17 protein-coding genes are annotated in these 24,063 nt (G+C 72.2%); 6 read left to right on the plus strand and 11 right to left on the minus strand.

Features of this window, described 5'->3' with window-relative positions:
* Positions 1-175: 175 nt before the first annotated feature.
* Positions 176-1,630, plus strand: a complete 1,455-nt coding sequence (locus AC0NH5_RS10320; protein ID WP_474402337.1) for a glycoside hydrolase 5 family protein — start codon at positions 176-178, stop codon at positions 1,628-1,630.
* Here AC0NH5_RS10320 and AC0NH5_RS10325 read toward each other — a convergent pair.
* Together AC0NH5_RS10325 and AC0NH5_RS10330 are read right to left on the minus strand one after the other, a co-directional pair.
* Entirely contained in the window at positions 1,564-3,507 is a 1,944-nt protein-coding gene (locus AC0NH5_RS10325) for a SpoIIE family protein phosphatase (RefSeq protein WP_474402339.1), read from the minus strand. The genes AC0NH5_RS10320 and AC0NH5_RS10325 overlap by 67 nt on opposite strands.
* A gap of 171 nt (positions 3,508-3,678) precedes the next feature.
* Positions 3,679-3,993: a type II toxin-antitoxin system PemK/MazF family toxin gene (locus tag AC0NH5_RS10330; protein WP_474402391.1), complete on the minus strand. Its 315-nt coding sequence runs from the start codon at positions 3,991-3,993 to the stop codon at positions 3,679-3,681.
* A gap of 183 nt (positions 3,994-4,176) precedes the next feature.
* Between AC0NH5_RS10330 and gndA the strand changes: the two genes are divergently transcribed.
* On the plus strand, positions 4,177-5,613 hold the full coding sequence (gene gndA, locus AC0NH5_RS10335; RefSeq protein WP_474402341.1) for an NADP-dependent phosphogluconate dehydrogenase: 1,437 nt from the start codon (positions 4,177-4,179) through the stop codon (positions 5,611-5,613).
* 156 nt (positions 5,614-5,769) lie between these two features.
* Here gndA and AC0NH5_RS10340 read toward each other — a convergent pair whose 3' ends face one another.
* The 3 genes from AC0NH5_RS10340 to pgm all read right to left on the minus strand — a co-directional run bounded on the left by AC0NH5_RS10340 (position 5,770) and on the right by pgm (position 11,440).
* Complete coding sequence (locus AC0NH5_RS10340; protein ID WP_474402343.1) at positions 5,770-7,236, minus strand: MFS transporter; 1,467 nt, start codon at positions 7,234-7,236, stop codon at positions 5,770-5,772.
* A gap of 175 nt (positions 7,237-7,411) precedes the next feature.
* Positions 7,412-9,712, minus strand: a complete 2,301-nt coding sequence (locus AC0NH5_RS10345) for a putative bifunctional diguanylate cyclase/phosphodiesterase (protein WP_474402344.1) — start codon at positions 9,710-9,712, stop codon at positions 7,412-7,414.
* Between the two features lie 87 nt (positions 9,713-9,799).
* Positions 9,800-11,440 carry a phosphoglucomutase (alpha-D-glucose-1,6-bisphosphate-dependent) gene (pgm, locus tag AC0NH5_RS10350; protein WP_474402346.1) on the minus strand — a complete coding sequence of 547 codons (1,641 nt, stop codon included), beginning with the start codon at positions 11,438-11,440 and terminating at the stop codon, positions 9,800-9,802.
* Positions 11,441-11,592: 152 nt separating this feature from the next.
* On the opposite strand from pgm, the gene yaaA reads away from it, so the two are divergent.
* Positions 11,593-12,396: a peroxide stress protein YaaA gene (gene yaaA / locus AC0NH5_RS10355; protein ID WP_474402349.1), complete on the plus strand. Its 804-nt coding sequence runs from the start codon at positions 11,593-11,595 to the stop codon at positions 12,394-12,396.
* A 12-nt stretch (positions 12,397-12,408) separates the two neighbouring features.
* Here the strand turns inward: yaaA and AC0NH5_RS10360 are convergent, their stop codons facing one another.
* The gene (locus tag AC0NH5_RS10360) at positions 12,409-12,984 is read right to left on the minus strand and encodes an FKBP-type peptidyl-prolyl cis-trans isomerase (protein ID WP_474402350.1); all 576 of its coding nucleotides are present in this window, start codon (positions 12,982-12,984) and stop codon (positions 12,409-12,411) included.
* Between the two features lie 257 nt (positions 12,985-13,241).
* Here AC0NH5_RS10360 and AC0NH5_RS10365 point away from each other — a divergent pair, with 257 nt between their 5' ends.
* The 3 genes from AC0NH5_RS10365 (at position 13,242) to AC0NH5_RS10375 (ending at position 20,274) form a co-directional block, all read left to right on the plus strand.
* Positions 13,242-14,123 carry a hypothetical protein gene (locus AC0NH5_RS10365; RefSeq protein ID WP_474402351.1) on the plus strand — a complete coding sequence of 294 codons (882 nt, stop codon included), beginning with the start codon at positions 13,242-13,244 and terminating at the stop codon, positions 14,121-14,123.
* Positions 14,124-14,149: 26 nt separating this feature from the next.
* The gene (locus tag AC0NH5_RS10370; protein ID WP_474402352.1) at positions 14,150-18,631 is read left to right on the plus strand and encodes an MMPL family transporter; all 4,482 of its coding nucleotides are present in this window, start codon (positions 14,150-14,152) and stop codon (positions 18,629-18,631) included.
* 230 nt (positions 18,632-18,861) lie between these two features.
* Positions 18,862-20,274 (plus strand): SDR family NAD(P)-dependent oxidoreductase, encoded by a 1,413-nt coding sequence (locus AC0NH5_RS10375; protein WP_474402353.1) that lies wholly within the window; start codon positions 18,862-18,864, stop codon positions 20,272-20,274.
* Positions 20,275-20,356: 82 nt separating this feature from the next.
* On the opposite strand, the gene AC0NH5_RS10380 is transcribed toward AC0NH5_RS10375, so the two are convergent.
* The 5 genes from AC0NH5_RS10380 to AC0NH5_RS10400 form a co-directional block, all read right to left on the minus strand.
* Positions 20,357-20,980: a hypothetical protein gene (locus AC0NH5_RS10380; RefSeq protein WP_474402354.1), complete on the minus strand. Its 624-nt coding sequence runs from the start codon at positions 20,978-20,980 to the stop codon at positions 20,357-20,359.
* 186 nt (positions 20,981-21,166) lie between these two features.
* Complete coding sequence (gene yidC / locus AC0NH5_RS10385; protein WP_474402392.1) at positions 21,167-22,039, minus strand: membrane protein insertase YidC; 873 nt, start codon at positions 22,037-22,039, stop codon at positions 21,167-21,169.
* A gap of 176 nt (positions 22,040-22,215) precedes the next feature.
* Entirely contained in the window at positions 22,216-22,500 is a 285-nt protein-coding gene (locus AC0NH5_RS10390; protein WP_474402355.1) for a DUF6412 domain-containing protein, read from the minus strand.
* A gap of 70 nt (positions 22,501-22,570) precedes the next feature.
* On the minus strand, positions 22,571-23,008 hold the full coding sequence (locus AC0NH5_RS10395; protein ID WP_474402356.1) for a VOC family protein: 438 nt from the start codon (positions 23,006-23,008) through the stop codon (positions 22,571-22,573).
* A 14-nt stretch (positions 23,009-23,022) separates the two neighbouring features.
* Positions 23,023-24,021 (minus strand): SWIM zinc finger family protein, encoded by a 999-nt coding sequence (locus tag AC0NH5_RS10400; protein WP_474402357.1) that lies wholly within the window; start codon positions 24,019-24,021, stop codon positions 23,023-23,025.
* Positions 24,022-24,063: the final 42 nt, after the last annotated feature.

The following is a 24,063-nucleotide window of genomic DNA, read 5'->3' on the forward strand; positions in this document are numbered from 1 at the left end:
TGCCCCGAGGGGCCGTGCACCCTCCTGGCACGCCGCAGTCATTGCCGACCGGCCGGACGACACTTACCGTCGTCGATAGAGGCCTCGCCGCGACCAGCCCGGCATCTCAACGACGATCCGCCACCGGACGAGGCTCCCTTCCGGCTTGAACGCCCGGAGAAGTGGAAGGCCCCCCATGCGCCCTGCCGCCTGTTTCCGTGCCGCCGTCCTGGCCGGCGCCGTGCTGCTCAGCACGGTGCTGCCGGCCTCCCCCGCACACGCGGCGCCCACCCTGGCCGACCGGATGACCGAGGTCCGCACCGCGAAGACGATCAACTACTACCCGTCGAACGCGGGCTGGACAGCGATGTGGACCGGCTTCGATCCGGTGCGCATCGACGCCGACCTGGCCCGGGCCGCGGCCCTCGGCGCGGACAACGTCCGGGTCATCGTGTTCCCGCAGACCTTCGGCTATCCGGCGCCGACACTCGCGTACACGCAGAAGCTCGGTCAATTCGTCGGCATCGCCGACGCCCGCGGCCTCAGCGTCAAACTGACGCTCTTCGACTGGTGGTCCAGCTATGCCGACACGGCCAACAGTCTCGCCTGGGCCCAGAGCCTGCTGACGCCGTACGCGAACGACCCCCGCGTGATCGCCGTCGAGCTGAAGAACGAGTTCCCGCCGGGAGACGCCGCCGCGGTCGCCTGGGTCCGTCAGCTCATCCCCGCGGTCCGCGCCACCGCCCCGGCCATGCCGCTCACCCTGTCGGTCGACGCCGGCACCGGCGCCACCGGGATGGCGAGCCTGAGATCACAGCTGGCCGGCACGCCGCTGGACTACTACGACTTCCACTTCTACGGCTCCTCGGAGCGGTCCCTCGCCGAGATCCGCCGCGCCCAGGCCGCCGTCGCCCCCGACCTGGTGGTGATCGGCGAGACCGGGCTCAGCACCCACGCGGCCACCGACGGCGAACAGGGCGCCTATCTGGCCCGGGTATTCCGCGCCGCGCGGGAGGCGGGCGTCGGATCGGTGGCGCCGTGGATCCTCAACGACTTCGCCCCCGGCGCCATCCCGGCGAACTCCGCGGTATCCACCCAGCCCGCGCAGTACAAGTACGGCCTGTACCGCACCGACGCCACCCCGAAATTCGGCGCGTCCGTGGTCGGCCCGGCGTGGACGACCGGGGCCACACCGAACAGCATCCTCAACCTCAGCTTCGAAGCCGCCGCGATCGACTCGCCGTGGCGGCAGTTCCTGCCGCAGGCCGGCGCCGCGGTGATCACCGCCGAGTCGCCGCGCACCGGCGCGCAGTCGGCGCGGTTCGCCGGCACGGCCCGGACCAGCAGTGGCCTGCCGTCGCTGGTGACGTCGCCGATCACGCCGGTTCAGCCGGGGTACCGGTGGCGGGCGGAGGCGTACGCCCGTGGAGTTGCCGCGACGGGAGTCACCGAGATCGCGTTGAGCTGGTTCGACGCGAACGGGGCGTGGATCAGCCAGAACTCGTCCAATCGCCTGCCGGCCGGGAACTCGAGTTGGACGAAACTTGTCGTGGAGACGGTGGCCCCGGCGGGGGCTGCGGGGGTTCAGCTGCACCTCAAGTGTGGTGACAACACCGGGACGGTGTGGTTCGACGACGTCGCGGTGTCGTGAGGCGACGCCATCCCGGTCGGTGCGGGGCGCGGGCAGGTCTCCAGTGGGCGGGCCGCCAGGATGCAGGTGTCGTCGTCGGGGTTCGAGCGCCGCAACCGGCCCAACAGCTCGGCCAGTGGTTGCTGCGGGGCCGCCCGCACCGCGTCGTCGACTGTGGCGATCACCGCGTCCAGGCCCACGTCCATGCTCCGCCGCCGGTGCTCCACCAGGCCGTCGGTGTAGAGGAGCAGCAGGTCGCCGGGGCGGAAGGTGGTCACCGCGGCCGCATAGCGGGCGTCGTCGAGCACACCCAGCATCGGCCCGGACGGGCGGGTCAGTGCCGTCGTGCGGCCGGCCCGGCTGAGCAGTGGGGGTGGGTGGCCCGCCTGCGCCCACACCAGTTCGCGGCGGCGCGGGTCGAACCGGGCGATCACCGCGGTGGCGGCCAGCTCCGGTGTCTCCCGTTCCAGCTCGCACATCAGCCGGTTGAGGTGGGACAGCAGCATGCCGGGGTCGCTGGTCAGCGTGGTCAGTGCCCGCAGCGCGTGGCGCAGCTGCGCCATCGTGGTGGCCGCCTGGGTGCCGTGCCCGGCGACGTCACCGACCGCCAGCAGCACCGAACCGTCCTGGAGGGCGGCGGCGTGGTACCAGTCGCCGCCCACCATCGCCTCGTCGCCGGCCGGTAGGTAGCGGATCGCCGCCTTCAGGCCGGGCAACTCGATCGGCTCGTCCGGGATGGGCAGGATGATGCGCTGCAGCCGGGCCGCCAGGGCGTGTTCGGCGGCCAGGCTGCGCCGCTGCTCGTCCAGCTGGTGCTCCACCTCGGCCAGCCGCTCCGCGCCGGCCTGCTGCTCGGTGACGTCCTGCACGATCCCGTAGATCCGCAGCGGACGCCCCTCGGCGTCCCGGATCGCGTCGGCGACCGTGCGCAGATGCTTGATCCGCCCGTTGACGCGGATCCGGGTCACGATGTCGACCCGCTCGGCGCGGCCGAACGCCTCGATCGCGGCGGCCCGCAGCGGCTGGTCGTCGGCCACGCGCAGCTGCTCGGCCTCCTCCTGCGACAGCGGGCCGAGCGCCGGGTCCCGCTCGTAGATCCGGTACACCTGGGGTGACCAGTAGATCTCCCCGCTGACCAGGTCCCACTCCCCCCAGCCGAGGTTGCCTAGCTGCTCCATCCCGTCGAGGCGTCCGCTTTCCCGGTTCGGGTCGTCGCGGCGTTCCCAGCTGAACAGCAGGCCGGGGCCGAGCGGCCGGGCCCGGATCACGAAGTCGCCCCCGCCCGAGCGCAGCGGCCCGAGGTCCGCGGGCTCACCGGTGTCGAGGACCCGCTGATAGGTCTGCCAGCGCTCCTCGCCGAGCACCTGCGGGTAGTGGGCGCTGACGGTCTGCCCGATCAGCTGGGTGCCGCGCCGGCCGTCCGGGGTGAGCGCGCCCGGGCTGGCGGCCGCCCAGCGCAGGTCGATCAGGCGGCCGTCGTCGTCCCGGATCGGCGTGAGGTAGCCGGCCATGCCGGGCAGCGCGTCCAGGACACCCTGGACGGTCGCCAGCCACGGGGTGAAGCGGCGCCCGGACGTCTCGGCCCTGGTGAGCGCCGGGGACGGGCCGGCCGGGTCCGGATGGGACAGCGCGGACTCCACCAGGCGCGGCAGTGTCTCGGCGGGGCCGTCGGCGCGGTCCAGCAGCCGGATCAGCCGGGCGGCCACGTCAGCCACGTCGCGGTTCTGCTCGGCGGCCATCCGCAGCAGCCGCCGGTGCGCCTCGGACAGGCGGCAGCGGGCCCGGCCGGCGAGCAACCCGACCGCACGGTCGACTGTGGCCCGTGCCGCGTCCGGCGAGTCGAGACCCGCGCCGGGACGCAGGCTGCTCAATGCCCGCGCATATGCCTGACGTCCCACCGGCGACCTCCACGTGTGTGGACTCCTGCTTACGCCAGCGCGCCACGGGCCGACATCCCCCGTTCATCCGGCCACCCGCCCGGCCTGCGGTGTCAGGTCGCGCAGGTCACCCGGTCGGGCGTCCTACTTTCACCGGATCGACGACGCCGATCATCGAAGGAACGCGACGGATCAAAGTTCGAAGAGGTCGCGCATCGCCTCGGTGAGCCGCGCCATGCTCGAGCCGGTCACCATGCCGATCCGTTCGGCGCCGGTCGACGCCGGCAGGCGCCGCATCCGGTTGACCACCACGACGCCGGTGATCGGGTCCTGCTCGGTGAGGGCGACCGCGTACGGCGGAAGTTCGGTGACCCCCCGCTGGCGCACGATGGGCGCGCAGATCGGCGAGGCGTTGTCCCGTTCGTTGTAGCTGTCGGCGGAGAGCACGAGGACGCGGTACCGCAGGTCGGCGCGGTCGCCGATGGTCCAGATCTCGCCACGTCGCATGATCAGCACGACCCCGCGATGGAGGCGGTTCCGGTCGGCATGGCAGGAAGCGTACCGCCGCGCGGATCTCCAGCACGTGGCAGGCTGGGGCGGACCGCCGCGTGTTCACCACGTGGACGTGATCGAACTCCGGGGCCGCGTTTCCCGTAGAAATATGCGCAGGGCAACGAGGAAGGACTACGCATGTCGCAGAAGGCGCAGATCGGTGTCACCGGCCTGGCGGTGATGGGCCGCAATCTGGCTCGCAACTTCGCTCGGCACGGGCACACCGTGGCGTTGCACAACCGGTCCTACGGCCGCACCAAGGACCTCGTCGAGGAGTTCGGCCACGAGGGCACGTTCCTGCCCGCCGAGACCGCGGAACAGTTCGTGGCCAGCCTGGAGCGCCCGCGCCGCGTCGTCATCATGGTGAAGGCCGGCCCGGCCACCGACGCCGTGATCGACGAGTTCGCCCCGCTGCTCGAAGAGGGCGACATGCTCATCGACGCGGGCAACGCGCACTTCGCGGACACCCGCCGGCGGGAAGCCGCGCTCAAGGCGAAGGGCCTGCACTTCGTCGGCGCCGGCGTCTCCGGTGGCGAGGAGGGCGCGCTGCACGGCCCCAGCATCATGCCCGGCGGCCCGAAGGAGTCCTACGAGGCGCTCGGCCCGCTGCTGGAGGACATCGCGGCGAAGGTGGACGGCGAGCCGTGCTGCGTGCACGTCGGCCCGGACGGCGCCGGCCACTTCGTGAAGATGGTGCACAACGGCATCGAGTACGCCGACATGCAGCTCATCGCCGAGGCCTACGACCTGCTTCGCCAGGTCGGCGGGCACGCCCCCGCCGAGATCGCCGACATCTTCCGGGGCTGGAACGAGGGTCGCCTCGGGTCGTACCTCATCGAGATCACCGCCGAGGTGCTCAAGCAGGTCGACGCCGGCACCGGCAAGCCGTTCGTCGACGTCGTGGTCGACCAGGCCGAGCAGAAGGGCACCGGCCGCTGGACCGTGCAGGCCGCCCTCGACCTGGGCGTCCCGGTCTCCGGCATCGCCGAGTCGGTCTTCGCCCGCGCGCTGTCCGGCGGCGCCGACGTGCGCAAGGCCGCCGCCGACGCCGGGCTGCCCGGCCCCTCCGCCGCGCCCGCCCACACCGGCGACCTGCGCGCCGACGTCGAGCAGGCTCTGTTCGCCTCCAAGATCGTGGCGTACGCGCAGGGCTTCCAGCAGATCCAGGCGGCCAGCGCGGAGTACGGCTGGGACATCGACCCCGGCGCGATGGCCAAGATCTGGCGGGCCGGCTGCATCATCCGGGCCAAGTTCCTCGACTTCATCAAGCAGGCGTTCGACAAGAACCCGGCGCTGCCGAACCTGCTCGTCGACCAGTACTTCCTGGACGCGGTCAGCGGCGCGCAGGACGCCTGGCGCCGGGTGGTCGTCACCGCCACCCAGCACGGCATCCCCGCGCCGGGCTTCACGTCGGCGCTGGCCTATTACGACGGCCTGCGCGCGGAGCGCCTGCCGGCCGCGCTGATCCAGGGTCAGCGCGACTTCTTCGGCGCCCACACCTACCGCCGCGTCGACAAGGAGGGTTCGTTCCACACCCTCTGGGCGACCGACGACCGGTCCGAGGTCGACGCCTGATCTTCCTGCGACACCGGGCCGTCCGCCTCTCACGGCGGACGGCCCTTTCTTCAACCCCTGTTCGGTACGCCCATGACAGGTCCCGGGGCTACCCCGCGGCCTCACTGCCGGGTCCGGGCCGCGGCGCGGCCGCCGGGCTGAAGCGGCCGGTCACCCTCACGACCCGTCCACCGCCGGCTCCTTGCCCAACGGCGTCAGCGACGAGGGCACCTTGCCGGTCGGCGCGTCCTCGTCCACCGGCGGTTCCTGCGCAGGCTGTTCCTGTGCCGGTTGTTCCTGCCCGTCCACCGGCGGCTCCTGCACCGGCTGCTCGGCCAGTCGCTTGCTCAGACGGCGGTAGGGCGCGCTCAGCAGGGCGAGCCCCGTGGCGATCACCCCGATCACGCCGGTGATGACGAACACCAGCCCGAGTCCCCGGTCGGCGCCGGTGCCGAACCACGGGCCCAGGATCCGCGCCCCCGCGCCGTCAGTCATGAACGGGATGAACACGAACTGGGCGATCGGCGAGATCAGGAACGCGGTCAACGGCGACGCCGCCTGCTCCGCGCTCTGCGCCAGCCCGAACACCCGGCCCTGCCGCTCGTACGGCACCACCCGCTGCAGGATCGTCTGCTCGGTGGCCTCCGCGTAGGGCACCAGCACCATGTAGATCATCATGCCGATCGCGAACGGGATGATCGACGCCCAGAGCGGGAAGATCACGATGATCGTCCACAGCACCATGTTGATCAAGAGGAGCAGCCGGACCGGCTTGCTGCCCAGCCCGGTCCGCGACACCGCGATCCCGCCGATGATGAACCCGGTGCTGACCACGCCCCACAGCAGACCCCACGCCTGGACCGAGACCAGCGACAGCCCGTACGCGTCGGCGAGGGCCATGAACACCCCGCCGAGGAAGTTGTTGAACGTGCTGAACAGGATCAGCGCGGTCAGGCCCGGCACCCCGGCGACGATCCGGATCGTGCCGCGCAGGTCGACGCCGCCCTTGCCCACGCCGTCCTCGGTGTGCACCACCTCCCGCTCCGGGATGGTCACGAAACTCAGATGCACCAGCGCCGCCCCGAGCACCACCAGGGCCAGGATCAGCACCGACCGCATCCCGTCGAACGCCACCAGCACCCCGCTGATCACCGAGGTGACCAGGAAGGTGGCTCCGGAGACCGTGCCGACCAGGCCGTTCGCCCGGTCCCGGGTCCCCTCCTCGATCAGCAGCGTGACCAGGGTGGGCAGCGCGATGGTGCGGATGTTGCCGGCGATCACACCGAACATCAGCAGCAGGATGAACCCCCAGAGCTGGACGCTCGCCGGGTCCTTGAACTCCTCGGCCGGCACCGCCAGCTGGAGCGCGAACGCCGCCACGTAGAGCAGCAGCGACGCCAGCGCCGACCCCTGCAACGCGACCTTCTTGCGGTGCCCGTCGACGAGGCTGCCGAACCAGATGCCGGTCAGCGCGGTCAGGACCAGAAAGATGCCGGAGATGACGCCGGTCGCGAACACCGAGCGGGTCTGCAGGTAGACCCAAAAAGTGACGGCGAACCAGACCGTGAAGTTGATGACCGACACCAGCAGGGTGTTGGCGAGCAGGCGATAGAAGGTGCGAACGTTCCCCCGGATGACGGACATGCCGACCACCGTACGACCTCAACCACCCTCAAGGTCCACCCCTTTACCCGTGTGTGAAGTTGGGGTGCGAATCGAGCCGCAACTTCACACACTCTGAGCGGCCCCACAAGCCGCGCGAACGGAACCTGCGTGTGAAGTTGAGGTGCGAATCGAGCCGGAAGTTCACACGGTGCGGTCAGGCGGCGCGGACCGGGTCGGCGGCCATCAGGGCGCCGCACTCGTCGGCGGGCAGCGGCTTGGCCATGTAGAAGCCCTGGCCGTACCGATATCCCATGTCCCGCAGCCGATCCACCTGCTCCTGGCTCTCGATGCCCTCGGCGACCGCCTTGAGCTGAAGGTGCTCGGCCAGCTGGGCGACGGCGGCGGCCACCGCGAGACGGCCGCGGTCCTCACCGTCGGCGATGCCGTCGACGAACGACTTGTCCAGCTTGAGGACGTCGACCGGGAAGGCACGCAGCAGGCTGAGCGACGACTGGCCGGTGCCGAAGTCGTCCAGCGCCAGCCGGACGCCCATCTCGTGCAGCGCCTGGAGGGTCTCCCGAACCTGCCAGCCGTCGACCACCGACGACTCGGTGATCTCGATGATCAGGTCGGTCGGCAGCAGCCCGGTGTCGCTGAGCACCCCGGCGACCTCGTCCACGAAGCCGGCCTCGCGCAGCTGCCGGACCGCCACGTTCACGTTGATCGCCTCGATGGCGTTGGGGTGTTCCCGGCGCCACCGGGCCAGCTGGGTGCACGCCTCGCGCAGCACCCAGGCGCCGAGCGGCACGATCAGGCCGGACCGCTCGGCCACCGGGATGAACTCGCCCGGCGAGACGAAGCCGCGGCTCGGGTGCTGCCAGCGCACCAGCGCCTCGGCGCCGTGCAACCGGCCGGTGACCAGGTCGAACACCGGCTGGTACAGCAACCGCAGCTCGCCGCGGATGATGCCGTTCTGCAGCTCACTGGCGAGCCGGGCGTGGTTGACCATGTCCTGCCGCATCCGCGGCTCGAACCGGACCCAGGACGCCTTGCCGGACCCCTTGGCCGCGTACATCGCGATGTCGGCGTTGCGCATCACCTCGTCGGCGATCTCCCCCGTCCCGGCCAGTGCGAGGCCCGCGCTGGCGTGCACCAGCAGCATCTGGTCGGCCACCCGGAACGGGTCGGCGAGGGTGAGCAGCAGCCGCGCGCAGGCCGCCTCGGCCGCCTCCGCGTCGTCGACCGGCAGCAGGACCGCGAACTCGTCGCCGCCGAGCCGGGCCGGCACCTCGCCGGCCTCGCACCGGTCCCGCAGCCGCTGGGCGACCTGGAACAGCAGCTGGTCGCCGGCGGACGGGCCGAGCGTGTCGTTGATCATTTTGAAGTCGTCGACGTCGATCAGCATCACGCTGGCCGGCTGGTGGGCGGCGATCCGCTCGGCCAGCACCGCACCGAACCGGGCACGGTTGGGCAGGCCGGTCAGGGAGTCGCTGAGCGCCATCCGCTCCAGCTCGGCCTGCTGGTCGCGGATGCCGCGCAGCGCGACGGTGTTCTCCCGGAGGCTGAGCAGCTGCCGGGCCACCACGAAGCCGGCGATCAGCACCGCCCCGATGATCACGGTGCGCTGCTTGGTGGTCATCTCCTGGGAGCTGACGCTGACCACCAGGGCGGCGGTCGCGGTGACGGCGAGGAACGGCAGCAGGTTGAACAGCGATCGGTGGGTCAGCTCGGCGGCCGCGACGTGCTCGTCCGCGCTCAGAGCCCGCCGCTGCAGCAACGCGGCGACCGCCATCGCCACAGCGACGATCGGCATCACCAGCACGGACAGCGCCAGCCGGGCGAAGTCCCCGCCGGCGATCAGCTGGATCGTGCCGATGATCGCGCACAGCGGCGCGAGGCTGAGCACCCGCAGCGCCGCCGGGTGGACCATCGTCTCCGGCCGGGCCGCCGCCTTGCCGATCACCACCAGCAGCAGCGTCCCGCCGACCCCGACCACGGCCGCCGCGGCGCGAGCCGTCAGCGAGGTGCCCTCGGGGGCCATGTCGAGCACCACGTACCAGAAGACCAGAGCGCTGGCGACCGCCACGGTGGCGCCGTCGAGGAACGCGCGGATCCAGGCGGTGCCGGTGCGCTTCGGGCTCGGCAGCGTCAGGAACGTGAACATCAGCAGCAGCACGCCGGCCAGCACCGGCACCGCGACCGTCAGCGACAGGCCGGTGTTGTTGTTGGCCCCGACGACCGACATCACCGAGGCCACCAGCAGGCAGATGGCGGCACGCTCCAGGTGCCGCCAGAAGTAGCGCACCGGCCGGGGCAGCTGCACCTGGCGGGCGAGCCGCTGGCAGGCGAACACCCCGGCGGCCATCGCGACCGGGCCGCCGAGAAACCCGATCCGCAGCACCGACGGATCGACCAGCAGCCACACCAGCACCGCGGCGGTGGCTGCGACAGCCACCACCACGGGCGTGAGCCCGCCGGCTCGATGCCGGGAACCGGCGGTCTCGGGTGTGCTCATCGGGTTCGTACGGCTCCTCGCCAGAGAGGGGATTCCCTTGCGGGATACCAGTCGGCGGAACCGAACGGAACCTGAGATAAACCCCGGTCAGCTCCCGAGGGCCGCCGAGACCACGGCGCGGGCCTCCTCCTGGATCCGGGCCAGGTGGTCCGGGCCGTGGAAGGACTCGGCGTAGACCTTGTAAACGTCCTCGGTGCCGGACGGGCGGGCGGCGAACCAGCCGGACTCGGTCACGACCTTGAGACCGCCGATCGCCGCGTTGTTGGCGGGCGCGTTGGTCAGCACCGCGGTGATCCGCTCACCGGCCAGCTCCTTGGCGGTGACCTGCTCCGGCGAGAGCTTGCCGAGGACGGCCTTCTGCTCGCGGGTGGCCGGCGCGTCGATCCGCGCGTACGCCGGCTCGCCGAACCGGGCGGTCAGCTCCCGGTAGTGCTCGCTCGGGGTCTTCTGCGTGGTCGCCAGGATCTCGGAGGCCAGCAGGTTCAGCAGCAGGCCGTCCTTGTCGGTGCTCCAGGCGCTGCCGTCACGGCGCAGGAACGAGGCGCCGGCGCTCTCCTCGCCGCCGAAGCCGACCGAGGCGTCCAGCAGGCCCGGCACGAACCACTTGAAGCCGACCGGCACCTCGTCGAGGCGGCGGCCGAGATCGGCGGCCACCCGGTCGATCATCGAGGAGGAGACCAGCGTCTTGCCGATCCCGGCGCCCGCCGGCCAGTCGGTGCGGGCCCGGAACAGGTAGCCGATCGCCACCGCCAGGTAGTGGTTCGGGTTCATCAGGCCGCCGTCGGGCGTGACGATGCCGTGCCGGTCGGCGTCGGCGTCGTTGCCGGTGGCGATCTGGAAGCGGTCCTTCTGCTCGATCAGCGAGGCCATCGCGTACGGCGACGAGCAGTCCATCCGGATCTTCCCGTCCCAGTCCAGCGTCATGAACCCGAAGCGCGGGTCCACAGCCGGGTTGACCACGGTGAGGTCCAGCCCGTGCCGCTCGGCGATCGCACCCCAGTACGCGACGCTCGCCCCGCCCAGCGGGTCGGCGCCGATCCGCACCCCGGCTCGCCTGATCGCCTCGATGTCGATCACCGAGGGCAGGTCGTCCACGTACGTCGCCAGGTAGTCGTACCCGGAGACCGTCGCCGACTCCCGCGCCCGCGCCGCGCTCACCCGCCGCACGTCCTTGAGACCGCCGGCGATCAGCGCGTTGGCCCGGTCCTGGATCCACTTGGTGGCGTCGGTGTCGGCCGGGCCGCCGTTCGGCGGGTTGTACTTGAAACCGCCGTCGTCCGGCGGGTTGTGCGAGGGGGTGACCACCACGCCGTCCGCCTTGGCGGCCGACGACCGGTTGAAGGTCAGGATCGCGTGCGACAGCGCGGGCGTCGGCGTGTAGCCGTCCCGGCTGTCGATCAGCACGGTGACGTCGTTGGCGGCGAACACCTCCAGCGCGGTGATCATTGCCGGCTCGCTGAGCGCGTGGGTGTCCCGGACCAGGAAGAGCGGGCCGGTCGTGCCCTGCTCGCGCCGGTACTCGACGATCGCCTGGCTGGTCGCGGCGATGTGGTCCTCGTTGAAAGCCGAGCGCAGGCTGGAGCCCCGGTGTCCGGAGGTGCCGAACGCGACCCGCTGCCCGGCCTGTTCCGGGTCCGGGTGCTCGGTGTAGTAGCGCGAGACGACCTTGGGCACGTCGATCAGGTCGTCGGGTCCGGCGGGCCGGCCGGCGCGGGGGTGGACAGACATCGAGGGCCTCCTCGGGAGCGTGGACCTGTGCCGGATCGTATCCAGGAGTGACCCGATCGAACCCTCGGGTGACGCCGAAGACGCGCTGGGGGCAGAAGCACGGCCGGCCCCTCCCGGACCGGGCGGGGAGTCCCCGAGGTTAATCTCGCCGGGTGCTCATCCTGCTCCCTCCGTCCGAGGGTAAGACCCCGGCCGTCGCCGGCGACCCCGTTGACCCGGCGAGCCTCTGGCTGCCCAAGCTGGCCACCGCCCGGACCCGGGTGCTGAATCGCCTGGTGGCGCTCTGCCGCCGCACCAGTGAGCGGTCGATCAACGACTCGCTCGCCACGCTCGGGCTCAGCGCCGGCCAGCGCGCCGAGATCGCGCGCAACGCCGCTCTCCCGGAAGCACCGGCCGCGCCCGCCGCCGAGGTCTACACCGGGGTCCTCTACGAGGCGCTCGGCCCGGACACCCTGGACGCCGCGGCCCGGGAGTGGCTGGACCGTACCGCCGTGGTCTTCTCCGGCCTGTGGGGCGTGGTACGCCTCGCCGACCGCATCCCCGCGTACCGCTGCCCGGTCGGCGTCACGCTGCCGGCGCCGGTGGGCGGCCTCACCGCGTACTGGAAGAAGGCGCTGCGCCCGGCGCTGGACGCGGCCACCGCCGGAGCGCCGGTGCTGGACCTGCGCTCCGGCGCGTACGCCGCGATGTGGTCTCCGCCCGCCGGCGCCCACGCAGCGACGCTGCGGGTCCTGCACGAGCGGGTGGTCGACGGGGTGGCCAGGCGGTCCGTGGTGAGCCACTTCAACAAGGCCACCAAGGGCCGGCTGGTCCGCGCCCTGGCCGCGGACACGGCCGCCCCCACGTCGATCGACGAGCTGGTCACCGCCCTGCGCGACCTCAAGTTCACCGTCGAGGAGTCGCCCGCGCCGGCCGGCCGGCCCCGCTCGCTGAACGTGATCGTCACCGGCCTCTGAGCGGCCGGCGGGCTACTTGGCGTCGAGGATGTCGACGACGAAGCGCAGGTCACCCTGCTGCGGGCCGTAGGCGAGCGCCGCCGGCACGTCGAGCTGGATCCGGCTGCCGACCTTCTGGCCCGGGATGGCCTGGTCCCAGCCCTTGATCAGCTGGCCGACGCCGATCTGGGTCTCGAACGGCTGCTTGCCCCACGAGGAGTCGATCAGGTCACCGGTCGAGTACTGGATCACCTTGTAGTTCACCGTGATGGTCTGGCCGCTCTTCACCTCGGGGCCGGTGCCGGGCACGATCTCGGTGATCGCGATCTTGCTGACCGCGCCGGTGCCCGGCTTCACGTCGGGCTCCTTCTGGAGAGCTTCCGCTCCGCCGGCCGCGGGCGGCGGGGCGGCAGCCGCCGACGAGGAGGGCGCGGGCGGCGTGGTGGTGGCCTGCTGAGTGGCGGCGGCCTGCGAGGTGGCCGGCTCGTCGCCGCCGGAGCGGACCATGAAGAAGATCGCCGACAGCACCGCGAAGACCAGCGCTCCGGCGAGCACCCCGGCGATGGCCTGACCCCGGCCCTTGCTGGTCGAACCGGTCTGGTCACTCATCGTCAAACCCCTGTCGGTGGCGAGTGGGAAACTTCGGACACGGTACTCGGCACCGGGAGGAAAGCCACCACGAACCTCCTCCGAATCGCCGAGGTGGATGATCACCCGTCCGTCTCCGACCGGCTACCCCCTCTTCTCCCCCACCGCCCAAGATGAGATCGTTTCATGGCCTTCACGGCGGCGCCGCCGGCGGAAGCCCCCTCGACCACCCGCGTTGCCCGGCGGAGCAGCGCCCCACAGCCCGATCTGGAGGGTGCGTGCCCGATCAGACGCACGGGCCTGATCGGACGCCGGCGCATCAGCGCGACCGGCGTTCGGAGTTGGTGCCGTACCGCCGGGCCGGCCTGCCCGCCCGGCGGCCGGGCCTGCCCGCGTCGCTGCTCGAACCCGGCAGCCGCTGGCAGGAGCACCTGGCCCCGGCCGCGGTGATCCTGCTCGGCGTGCTCGCCGTCCTCGGCGTCGGCCTCGTCATCCGGGCCCGCTCGGCCGACCAGCCGGAGCTGACGGTGGCCGCACCGCAGCCCGGCCCGACCGCCGAGCAGGTGCCGATCCCGCTGCCCAGCGCCTCGCCGTCGCCGATCATCCGGCCGGTCAACTCGATCAGCGTCGAACGCGTCGCGACGCCGGACGTGGTCGACCTGCCCGAGGAGGGCTCCTCCGACTGGGTGCACTGGGGCGAGCAGGGCCGGTACGCCATGGAACGCAAGGCCGACGGCGGGTTCGCGATCCTCGAGGGCACCCCGGACGCGCCGCGGACCCGGGTGGACTCCGGCCCGCAGAGCTTCCGCTGGACCGGCGGCAGCCCGCTGGCCACCGCCAAGCGGGTGACCAGCGGCGTTCGGCTCTGCGACGAGGGCGACGGATTCACGCTCTCCGCGCCGGCCGGGACGGTCGGCGGCAAGCTCCGCCTGTTTGTCGGCGTCAGCAACGGGCAAGGGCTGCTTCAGCTGCGGCTCTCCACCGGCGGGAAGGTCGAGACCTCCCGCATCACCAACCGTGGCAGCGAGATCACCACAGCTACCTACACGGTGAACTACAGCGCCACCGGTACTGGCAAGATCTCGGTCAAGTGGATCACTGAGGAAACCTTCGGCGGGGATTGCGGCGGGGTCGTGCTCTACGCCGCCGCTCTGAGCTGATCGCGGGACCCAGGAAAGGGGAATCTGTGTTCGCGGGCTGGGGATCGCGGGTCGCCCGGCTCCGGTGGTCGGTGCTGGCCGTCGCGCTCGTCGCGGTGATCAGTTCCGGCGTCTGGGGCTTCGGCGTGTTCGGGCAGCTCTCCGAGGGCGGCTACAACGACCCGTCGAGCGAGTCGGCACGAGCCGCCGACATCGTCGCCGAGTCGCTCGGCGGGCAGAGCGGTGACGTCATCGCGATCTACACGCCCGACCGGGGCACCATCGACGACGCCGCGCTCACCAAGCGGATCACCGAGCGGCTGGGCGCGCTGCCCGAGTCCTCGGTGAGCGCGCAGACCTCGTACTGGGCGGCCGAGGGCGCGGCGAAGGCCCGCTTCGCCGCCGAGGACAAATCCAGCGCGGTCGCGGTCATCACGCTGACCGGCGAGGACGACGCTGCGAAGCTGGAGGCGTTCGACGAGATCGCCGAGGACTTCACCGTCCCCGGCGCGCGCGTCGAGCTGGCCGGCGGCATCCCGCTCGGCCACGCCTCGTCCGAGCTGTCCACCAGCGACCTCGCCAAGGCCGAGATCATCTCGCTGCCGATCGTGCTGATCCTGCTCCTGCTGATCTTCGGCTCGCTGGTGGCCGCGGCCCTGCCGGTGCTGGTCGGTGGCTGCGCGGTGCTCGGTGCGCTCGGCGTGCTGAACGCGGTCGCCCTCACCCACGAGGTCAACTCGTTCGCGGTCAACGTGGCCAGCCTGCTCGGCCTCGGCATGGCGATCGACTACGGCCTGTTCATGGTCGGCCGGTTCCGCGAGGAGCAGGCCGCACACCCCACCGCCGAGGCCGTACGCCGGACTGTGGCAACCGCAGGTCGTACCGTCGTCTTCTCCGCGACCCTGCTGATGACCGCCCTGGCCGGCCTGCTGCTGTTCCCGCAGGGCTTCCTGAAGTCGCTGGCGTACGGCGGCCTCGCCGCCGTCTTCCTGGCCATGCTGCTCTCGCTGACCCTGCTCCCGGCGATCCTGGCCATCCTCGGCCCCCGCGTCGACAAGATTCCGATCCGGCTGCCCGGCAGCAACGCGTCCGGCTCCACGTCCGGATGGGAGCGGCTCGCCGGCTTCGTCCTGCGCCGCCCGATCCTGGTGGCGATCCCGATCATGGCCGTGCTCCTGCTGCTGGCATTCCCGATCACCGAGGCCCGGTTCGGCGAGAACGACGAGCGGGTGCTGCCCGCGGGCGACCCGTCGCGGGTGGCCATCGAGACACTCAAGGCCGAGTATCCGCAGTTCAGCACCGACGGCGTACAGATCGTGGTGCGCGGCACCGACGGCGAGCGGCCGGACGTCCGCGGGTTCACCGAGGCCGTCGGCAAGGTCGCCGGCGTCACCGAGGTCAGCCCGTCCGGCACCGGCAAGGGCGTGGTGGTGCTCAACGCCGCCCTGGAGAGCCCCGACGAGTTCAGCCCGGAAGCCCGCCAGGTGGTCGAGGACCTGCGCGGACTCGCCGGGCCGTCCGGCGCCGAGGTCATCGTCGGCGGGGCCACCGCACGCAACGTCGACAGCCTGGAGGCGATCGCCGAGAAGCTGCCGCTGATGATCGGGCTGCTGGTCGGCGCGACGCTGCTCCTGATGTTCCTGGCCTTCGGCTCGATCCTGCTGCCGCTCAAGGCGGTGGTGATGAGCGCGCTGAGCCTCGGCGCCACCTTCGGCATCCTCGTCTGGATCTTCCAGGAGGGGCACGGCGCGGGCCTGCTGAACGTCACGCCCGCCCCGTTGGAGGCCGGGATCGTGGTGCTGATGGCGGCCGTCGTGTTCGGCCTGTCCACCGACTACGAGGTCTTCCTGCTGTCCCGGATGGTCGAGGCGCGGATCAAGGGCTCAACGACCACCGAGGCCGTCACGGTGGGCCTGGCGCGTACCGGCCGGGTGATCAGCGCGGCGGCGCTGCTGCTGATCGTGGTGACCGGGGCCTTCGCCCTGTCGTCGGTGACCACCATGCGCTTCGTCGGCGTCGGCATGATCGTCGCGCTGCTGCTGGACGCGACGATCGTCCGGATGTTGCTGGTGCCCGCCGTCCTGGCGCTGCTCGGGGATGCGGCCTGGTGGGCGCCGGGGCCGCTGCGGCGCCTCCAGGAGCGTGCCGGGCTCGCCGAACACGCGGGCGAGGACGAGTTCCCCGGATCGCGGCACCCGGTCTCCGCGGTCGACGCGACCCAGGTCATCACGGGGACCATCGCCCTGCCGGCCGCGCCGCAGGCGGCGGCCCTGACGGCGGGCGCACCGCCGGCGACGGTCGTGCTGGACTACAACGCGGTGCTCGACTATCTCGCCGAGAAGGAACAAGGCCCGCACCTGCCCGGCCTGGCTGCCGGGCCGGGCGAGGTGACGACGCGGCTTCCGGTGGTGGGAGCTTCGCGGGGTACGGGTGAAGCGGCGCCGCCCTCGGTGGATGCGCCGGTCTCCGTGTCCGCTCCGACCAGCCCCGCCCCCGAATCCAGCGCTGCCCTCGACGCCGAGCCCACGCCCGACGCCGAACCCCTGGCCGATTCCGAGCCCGCGCCTTCCCCCGAGCCCGCGCCTTCCCCCGAGCCCGCGCCCGACGCCGAGCCCGTGGCCGACGCCGAGCCCGTGGCCGATTCCGAGCCCGCGCCTTCCTCCGAGCCTGCGCCCGACGCCGAGCCCGCGCCCGACGCCGTCCGGGCTCCCGAGCCGGCTCTCGCCCCCGCTTCCGACTCCGCCCCGGATGCTGCGGCCGACGAAGACGCCGTCGAAGCGGCGACCCACTCGCCGCTGGAGTTGTCGCCAGTATCTCCCGCGCCGGACCCGGCTGTCCCGGTGCCGGCACCGCCCGTGCCGGCCCCGGCCGAACCGGACGACGACGAGGTCCAGCCCATCCTCGCCGAGGTGGAGTTGCAGATCGCCGCCCAGGCCGAACCCGCGCCGATCCTGGCCGAGGTGGAGGCCCACATGGCCGCCGAGTCCGAGCCCAGCATCGATCCTGAGCCGGCCCTCAGCACTGAACCCGAGCCTGCTCCCGACACTGAGCCGCTCCCCGAGCCTCAGCCCAGCGTCGAGCCGCTCCCCGAGCCCGAACCCAGCTTCGAGCCGCTCCCCGAACCTGAACCCAGCGTCGAGCCGCTCCCCGAGCCCGAGCCGCTCCCCGAGCCGGAGCCGGAGACCAGCGTCGAGCCGGCGACCGACCCGGCGCCGGTGGCCGAAACATTGGCGAACGCCGAGCCCACGCATGCTCAGGACGAACCGGCGGACGCTGAAGAGGAGCCGGCCCGCGCCGAAGAGCCGGCGCAGGCCGACGAGGACCTGTTCGCCTGGCGTTCCGACCCCCGCATCGCGGCCCTGTCCGCCTCCGAGGCCGACCGTTTCGGCTGGCTCGACCGTTCCGCGATGACCGCCGACAAGCCGAGCATCCCCGCCCTGCACACCCCCGAGGCGGAACCCGTCGCTTGGTCCCCCGAGCCCCGGACCGACGACGTCCCGGTCTCCGGGCAGGCCGAGGCATCCACTCCGGAAACCTCAGCCCCCGGGCAGCCGGAGACCCCTGCCCCCTGGCAGCCCGCAACTTCGTTGCCGGACGCCGCCCTGCCCTACCCCTTCCCCGAGCGCACGTCCGGCTCCCGTCCCGAGACCCTCGGCGACTGGCTCGGCAAGGCCCCCGCCCGCGACCAGAACCGCCCGAACACCCTCGAAGACGTCTCCACCAGCGCGAACTCCGAGCGCCGTCCGCAGACCCTCGAGGACCTCTCCACAGCCGAACCGAAACGCCAGGACCCGCCGCGCCCCGCCACGGAGCCGGAGAAGGAGCCCGAGCCGGAGCCCGTGGTCCCGGCCCCGACGCCCACCCCGGAACCCGAGCCGGTCAGCTACCCGGCCGAGCAGGACGCCCCTACCGGCGACCACCCCCGGACCGTCCGGGCGGTCGCTCCGGTCAGTTCGGGCGCTCCCGGCTACATCCGCCGCCCGCAGACTCTCGACGAGTGGCTCAACGGCGGCCCCACCACCCCCGAACGCCCTCGCACCCTCGGTGACCTCTCCACCGCACCCACCTCCGCGACGCCGTCCTCCAGCGTCCCGTCCTCCGGGGCGCCCACCTCAGGCGCCCCCACGTCGAGCATCCCGACGTCCGCAGCGCCCACATCCGGCGTCCCGTCCTCCGGCGTCCCCACGATCCGCCGCCCGAAGACGCTGGACGACTGGCTGACCGGCACCACGCCGGACGCCACACCAGGCACCACACCGGACGCCACGTCAGGTGCCTCTCCCGGCACCACGCCGGACGTCACGCCGGGCGCCGAACCGGAGCCACCCGCCCGCCCCACCTCTCTCGCCGACGACCTCGACGCGGGACGCACCCGCCGACCCGGGAACGGCCGCACCCGGTCCTGGAATCCCGGCCCCTCCGACAACGCCCGCGACAGCCGGCCCGCTTCTCTGGCCGACCACCCCGGCCCGAACCGGCGCCCGGACCGCACCATGGCCGACGACCAGGACCCGACCCCGCACCCCTGAACCGGGAACCCCACCGGCAGCGGCCCAGCGCACTCCGGGAAACGCGAGGGACGCCCACATGACGAAACCGGCCGCGGACCAGCAACGTCCGCGGCCGGCTCCGACCCGTGACCCGCGCCCCTTGCTTCGCGCCTCCCGCGGCCGATAGGACGGCGGGGAAAGTACAGTGCCTGCGGTAGAACGACCGCCGGGAGCGATGCCCGCGGCGGGAAGCAGAGGGGACGCAAGAAATGGGTGACGGTGCCGTGGGCGTGGATCCGGCCCGCCTGGAGGCCTGTCTCGCCGTGCTGGCCGAGGTGGAGGCCCTGCCGCCGGAGCATCCGGACGCCATCCGGGTGCGGCGTGCGGTCGGCGCGATGTTCAAGACCGTGAAGTTGCAGCGGCGCCGCGAGCGCCGGGAGGCGGTTCTGGCCAACGACCGGGAGGTGACGGAGTCGACCGCGACCGGCGCGCCGGGGCGGATCGACGACGAGACCGCCGGGATCCCGCTGCGCAGCACGGTGCGCGGCGCGACGGCCGGCGTGCTGAAGCAGGCGCGCGGCTGTTACGTGTGCAAGCAGCGTTACACCGTGGTGGACGCGTTCTATCACCAGCTCTGCCCGAGCTGCGCGGAGCTGAACCACGCGCGCCGCGACGCCCGCACCGATCTGACCGGCCGGCGGGCGCTGCTGACCGGCGGCCGGGCCAAGATCGGCATGTACATCGCGCTGCGTCTGCTGCGCGACGGCGCGGATCTGACGATCACCACGCGCTTCCCGCACGACGCGGTCCGCCGCTTCGCGGCGATGCCGGACAGCGCCGACTGGCTGCACCGGCTGCGGGTGGTGGGCATCGATCTGCGGGACCCGGCGCAGGTGGTGGGTCTGGCCGAGTCGGTGGCGTCGCGCGGGCCGCTGGACATTCTGATCAACAACGCGGCCCAGACGGTACGGCGTACGACCGGCGCCTACGCCGAGCTCGTGGCCGCCGAGTCCGCGCCGCTGCCGGACGGCCCGATCCCGGAGCTGGAGTTCTTCGGTGGCGCCGCGACGCTGGGCGCCGCCTCCCCGGCCGCGGTGCTGACCGCGCCCGGCCGCCTCTCCGCGGCCGAGGTGACGTCGCTGGCTCTGACCGCCCGGTCCGCGGCGATCGACGCGGGCGGCCTGGTGCCGGACATCACCGCGACGAACAGCTGGAGCGACCGGGTGCACGAGGTCGACCCGCTGGAGCTGCTCGAGGTGCAGTTGTGCAACGTGACGGCCCCGTTCATCCTGGTCAGCAGGCTGCGCGAGGCGATGATGAAGTCACCGTTCCCGCGCCGTTACGTCGTGAACGTCTCGGCCATGGAGGGCATCTTCACCCGCGGCTACAAGGGTGCCGGTCACCCGCACACGAACATGGCGAAGGCCTCGCTGAACATGCTGACCCGCACCAGTGCGGACGACATGTTCGCCGACGGCATCCTGATGACCAGCGTCGACACCGGCTGGATCACCGACGAGCGGCCGCACCCGACGAAGATGCGCCTGCACGAGGAGGGTTTCCACGCCCCGCTCGACCTGGTCGACGGCGCGGCCCGGGTGTACGACCCGATCGTCCGCGGCGAGCTCGGCGAAGACGTCTACGGCTGCTTCCTGAAGGACTACGTCTCGGTCGCCTGGTAGTCCGGCGACGGCAACGGGCCGCACCGAAGGGTGCGGCCCGTTGTCGTCTGCAGGTCAGTGACCTGCCGGTCGAGGCATCGCCTCAGTGCTTCGGCCCGTCCTTGACGTGGTCGTGCCACGGCTTCGGGCCGGGCTTCGGGCCGGGGTTGGGGCCGTCGAGGTCGTCGATCGGGTGCGGCAGCGGCATCGGCCCCGGCTTGGGCCCGTCGTGCTTGTCACCCCACGGGCCGTCGTGCTTGTCGCCCCACGGGCCGTCGTGCTTGTCGCCCCACGGGCCGTCGTGCTTGTCGTGCATCCACGGCTGGCCCTTGTGCTTCCACGGCTTGCCGCCGATGTGGAACGGCCCGCCGATGTAGTCCGGCTTGTACGGCCAGCCGCCGGGCCAGCCGCCCTTCCAGCTGTCCCACTCCCAGTGGTCCTCTTCGACCTCGAGCTCCCAGACCCAGCCACGCCAGGCCCGGACCGGATCACAGTCGTAGTCGCCCCACGCGCCGACCTTCTTGCCCCACCAGCCGGCCTTCTCGCACTGCCACTCACGCTTGTAGTGGCCGACCACGTACTCGTAGTCGCCCTTCCAGGTCTGCACCCCCGAGCCACCGGCCGACTGGCCCGCGGACGGGGCCGCCTGAACCGGGCTGGTCGCGAGCATCGCACCGGCGGCCACGCCGGCACCGGCCAGCGTCAGCAACCGCATCACTTTGTTCATGTCGCACCTTTTCAGGACAAGTTGCCATGACGTGAGTAGCTCATCACGCACGGCGACCGCCCTCCGGCGTTTGCCGGAATGTCGGCCGTTCGGCCGATCCGCCCCGGGGCCGTAAAGCCAACCCCGGTGGCGGTACCAGCGTCTCGTCTGCGCAGGTCAGCACCTTATCGGACAGAGCGCCGGAACTCATCGGACTGACTTTTTGCGAACGGGCCGCGCACCCACCTTCGGTGCCGCGACTGTCCGCCGTGGCCGTTCCGCGGGACTGCCGGCGGCCGCGGCTGTGGGCGGGGCGACCGCCGGTGGCGGGTACTTGCGCAGGATCCACGCCTGCTGCCCGATGGCGAAGACGTTCTGCACGAACCAGTACAGGAGCACGCCGATCGGGAAGAAGAACCCGGAGATCAGCAGCGACGCCGGGAACCCGTACAGCATGACGCTCTGCATGATGCGGCCCTGCTGGTCCTGCGCCGGCCCGGTCTTGCGGATCATCTGCCGGGTGGTGAGGTACGTCGTCACCGTCATGGCCAGGATCAGCACCCCGGCGACCAGCTTCACGGTGAGGCCGCCGGCAGTGAACCCGGCGACGATCGGCGCGCCGAACAGCTCGGCGTGCACCGCGCTGTCGAACTGGGTGAGCGTCCAGCCGTACAGCGTGCGGGAGGTCTCGCTGGTGATGCTCGGCCGCAGGTGGCGCAACACGTGCAGCAGACCGAAGAGGATCGGCGCCTGGATCAGCAGCGGCAGGAAGCTCGCGAACGGACTGATCTTCTCGGTCTGGTACAGCTTCAGCAGCTCGGCCTGCATGGTCTCGCGGTCGCCGCGGTGCTTCTCCTTCAGCTCCCGCATCCGGGGTTGCAGCCGCTGGATCGCACGTTGCGACCGGATCTGGCGGGCGACCAGGGGGAACAGCGCCATCCGGACGGTCAGGACCAGGAGGACGATGCCGAGCACCCAGGCCCAGTCGGTGTCGAGGGTGTCGGCGGCCCCGAGCACCCGGTACCAGGCGGCGTGCCAGAAAAGCAGGATCGCGGAGATGGCGGTGTAGACGGCATCCATCATCGGAGGGCCGCCGTGACGGATCGGGACATGCTGAGGGTGCTGGACCGGGACATGCTGAGGTCGCTGGATCGGGACGCGCTGGAGTCGCTGGATCGGGACATGCTGGAGTCACTCCTGACGGGAGCTGGGACGTGGACGGCCTCCAGCGACCGGCAGAGCAGCGAGAAGTGTGCTCAGACGGCCGCGAGGGCCGTCGTCGGCCCTCGGGGCCGGGTGCGCCCGTCAGCGTCGGGGTCGCGATGACGCGGGATCCCGGTCCGGCGTGCGCGCTCGCGCAGCACCCGGCGGCTCACCGCGGGATTGGTGACGGCGGCCCAGCCGCCGACGAGCACGCTCGCCGTCAGCACCGTCACCAGCAGCACACCGGCGACCGCACCCGCACCGAGCAGCAGACCGGTCGGGCCGGCCTCGGTCAGCAGCACGCCGACCAGGCGCCACAGGGCCTCCAACCAGATCACCCGCCGACTGTAACCCCGGCGCGCAACCCCGCGCCGCCCCGGCAGCCGGCGGATGCGGGCGCTGGGAGGCTCAGCCGACCCGTTCGGCCAGCGAGACGACGATTCCCTCCGGCCCGCGGACGTAGGCCATCCGCCAGGCCCCTTCGTACTCGCCGATGCCGCCGACCAGTCCGTAACCCTCGCTCGCGGCCCAGGCGACAGCAGCGCTCAGGTCGTCGACCTCGAAGGACACGTTCCGTAATCCCAGCTCGTTGGCCATCGCGGCCGGTGAGCCCGGCACGGAGTCGGGCCGCACGAAGCGGGCCAGCTCCAGGCGGGCGCCGTCGGGTGACCTGAGCATGACGATCTCGGTGCGGGAGCCGGGAATGCCGCAGACCGTGTCCAGGAACTCGCCCTCGACGAACGTCCTGCCCTCGACCTCAAGGCCGAGCGCCACGAAGAAGGCGGTGACGGCATCGAGGTCCGCGACCGTGATGCCGACATGGTCGAATCTTCGTACGAATGACATGGCTCGGCTCCCGTTCATGAAGGTGCCCCGTCGTCGTCCGGCAGGGCGAGATATGCCTCCCGCAGCACCTCGACCACCGGTTTCCCGTGGTGGCTGAGCGCAGGTGGGTCCAGCTGATCGAGGAGCGCATCCGGGCGTACCCCCGCAAGGCTCTCGGGTGAAGCCGGCGCCTCCGTCCCCCAGAACGCGCCCGGATCAGCCGGGTCCACCAACGGCTCTCCAGCCGCCCGCCGCCCACCCACAGCCCCCGCCGACCTTGCAGCGCCCGCAGCCCCCGCGCCCGCAGCCCCAGCCCTCGCGCCCGCAGCCCCAGCGGCCGCGCCCGCGGCTCCCACACCGGCTCCCGCCGACCCAGCGCCCGCAGCGCCCGCCGGCCCAGCGCCCGCTGCGAAGCCCGCTGCCGCGCCCGCCGCGCCCGCACCCGCCGCGCCCGCACCCCCCGAGCCCGCACCCGCGGCACCCGCGCCGGCTGCCTCGGCCACCGCCGCCGACTCCCGCAGCCGGCGCAATCGCATCAGCAGCTCGTCGCGCGACCGGCCCCGCCACGTGAAGACCTCGAACGGGTCGCTCTCGAAGGCACGCGCCAGCGCGTAACACGTGGCCGCCAGGTGGACGCACGGCATGGGCCAGCGCTCGCAGGTGCAGTCCATCGCGACCTCGTCGAGCGAGAGCGGCAGCAGGGCCAGCCCGGCCTCGGCGAAGACCGCCTCGATCCCGGCCGGCATCCGGCCGTCGAGCAGGCCGGCGACGAACCGTGCCTCGGCGACCAGGGCACGCTCGACGCGGGACCAGTCAGCGGCGCCGAACGCGCGGACGGCGATGCGCGAGCGGAACGCGACCGGGTCGTCGGGGCCGCGGACCAGCGCGACGACCAGGCTGCCGGAGACGGTCAGGCTGCGCACGTGGCCGGCGCGCTCGTCGCGACGGCCGCGCGCAAACGTGGGGCCCATCCGCAGGGACTCGAACATGCCGAGGAACGCGAGGGCGAACTCCTCGGGAGGCTGCTCAGTCACGGTCGCCTCCCAGCCCGGGTCGCGCGCGGTCAACGATCGCCT

This window comes from Actinoplanes sp. 13 (assembly GCF_056134165.1).

Coding starts and splice junctions, on each gene's coding strand:
- AC0NH5_RS10320 (WP_474402337.1), top strand. CDS start 176: ATGCGCCCTGCCGCCTGTTTCCGTGCCGCCGTCCTGGCCGGCGCCGTG.
- AC0NH5_RS10330 (WP_474402391.1), bottom strand. CDS start 3,993: ATGCGACGTGGCGAGATCTGGACCATCGGCGACCGCGCCGACCTGCGG.
- gndA (WP_474402341.1), top strand. CDS start 4,177: ATGTCGCAGAAGGCGCAGATCGGTGTCACCGGCCTGGCGGTGATGGGC.
- AC0NH5_RS10340 (WP_474402343.1), bottom strand. CDS start 7,236: ATGTCCGTCATCCGGGGGAACGTTCGCACCTTCTATCGCCTGCTCGCC.
- AC0NH5_RS10345 (WP_474402344.1), bottom strand. CDS start 9,712: ATGAGCACACCCGAGACCGCCGGTTCCCGGCATCGAGCCGGCGGGCTC.
- pgm (WP_474402346.1), bottom strand. CDS start 11,440: ATGTCTGTCCACCCCCGCGCCGGCCGGCCCGCCGGACCCGACGACCTG.
- AC0NH5_RS10360 (WP_474402350.1), bottom strand. CDS start 12,984: ATGAGTGACCAGACCGGTTCGACCAGCAAGGGCCGGGGTCAGGCCATC.
- AC0NH5_RS10375 (WP_474402353.1), top strand. CDS start 18,862: ATGGGTGACGGTGCCGTGGGCGTGGATCCGGCCCGCCTGGAGGCCTGT.
- AC0NH5_RS10380 (WP_474402354.1), bottom strand. CDS start 20,980: ATGAACAAAGTGATGCGGTTGCTGACGCTGGCCGGTGCCGGCGTGGCC.
- yidC (WP_474402392.1), bottom strand. CDS start 22,039: ATGGATGCCGTCTACACCGCCATCTCCGCGATCCTGCTTTTCTGGCAC.
- AC0NH5_RS10395 (WP_474402356.1), bottom strand. CDS start 23,008: ATGTCATTCGTACGAAGATTCGACCATGTCGGCATCACGGTCGCGGAC.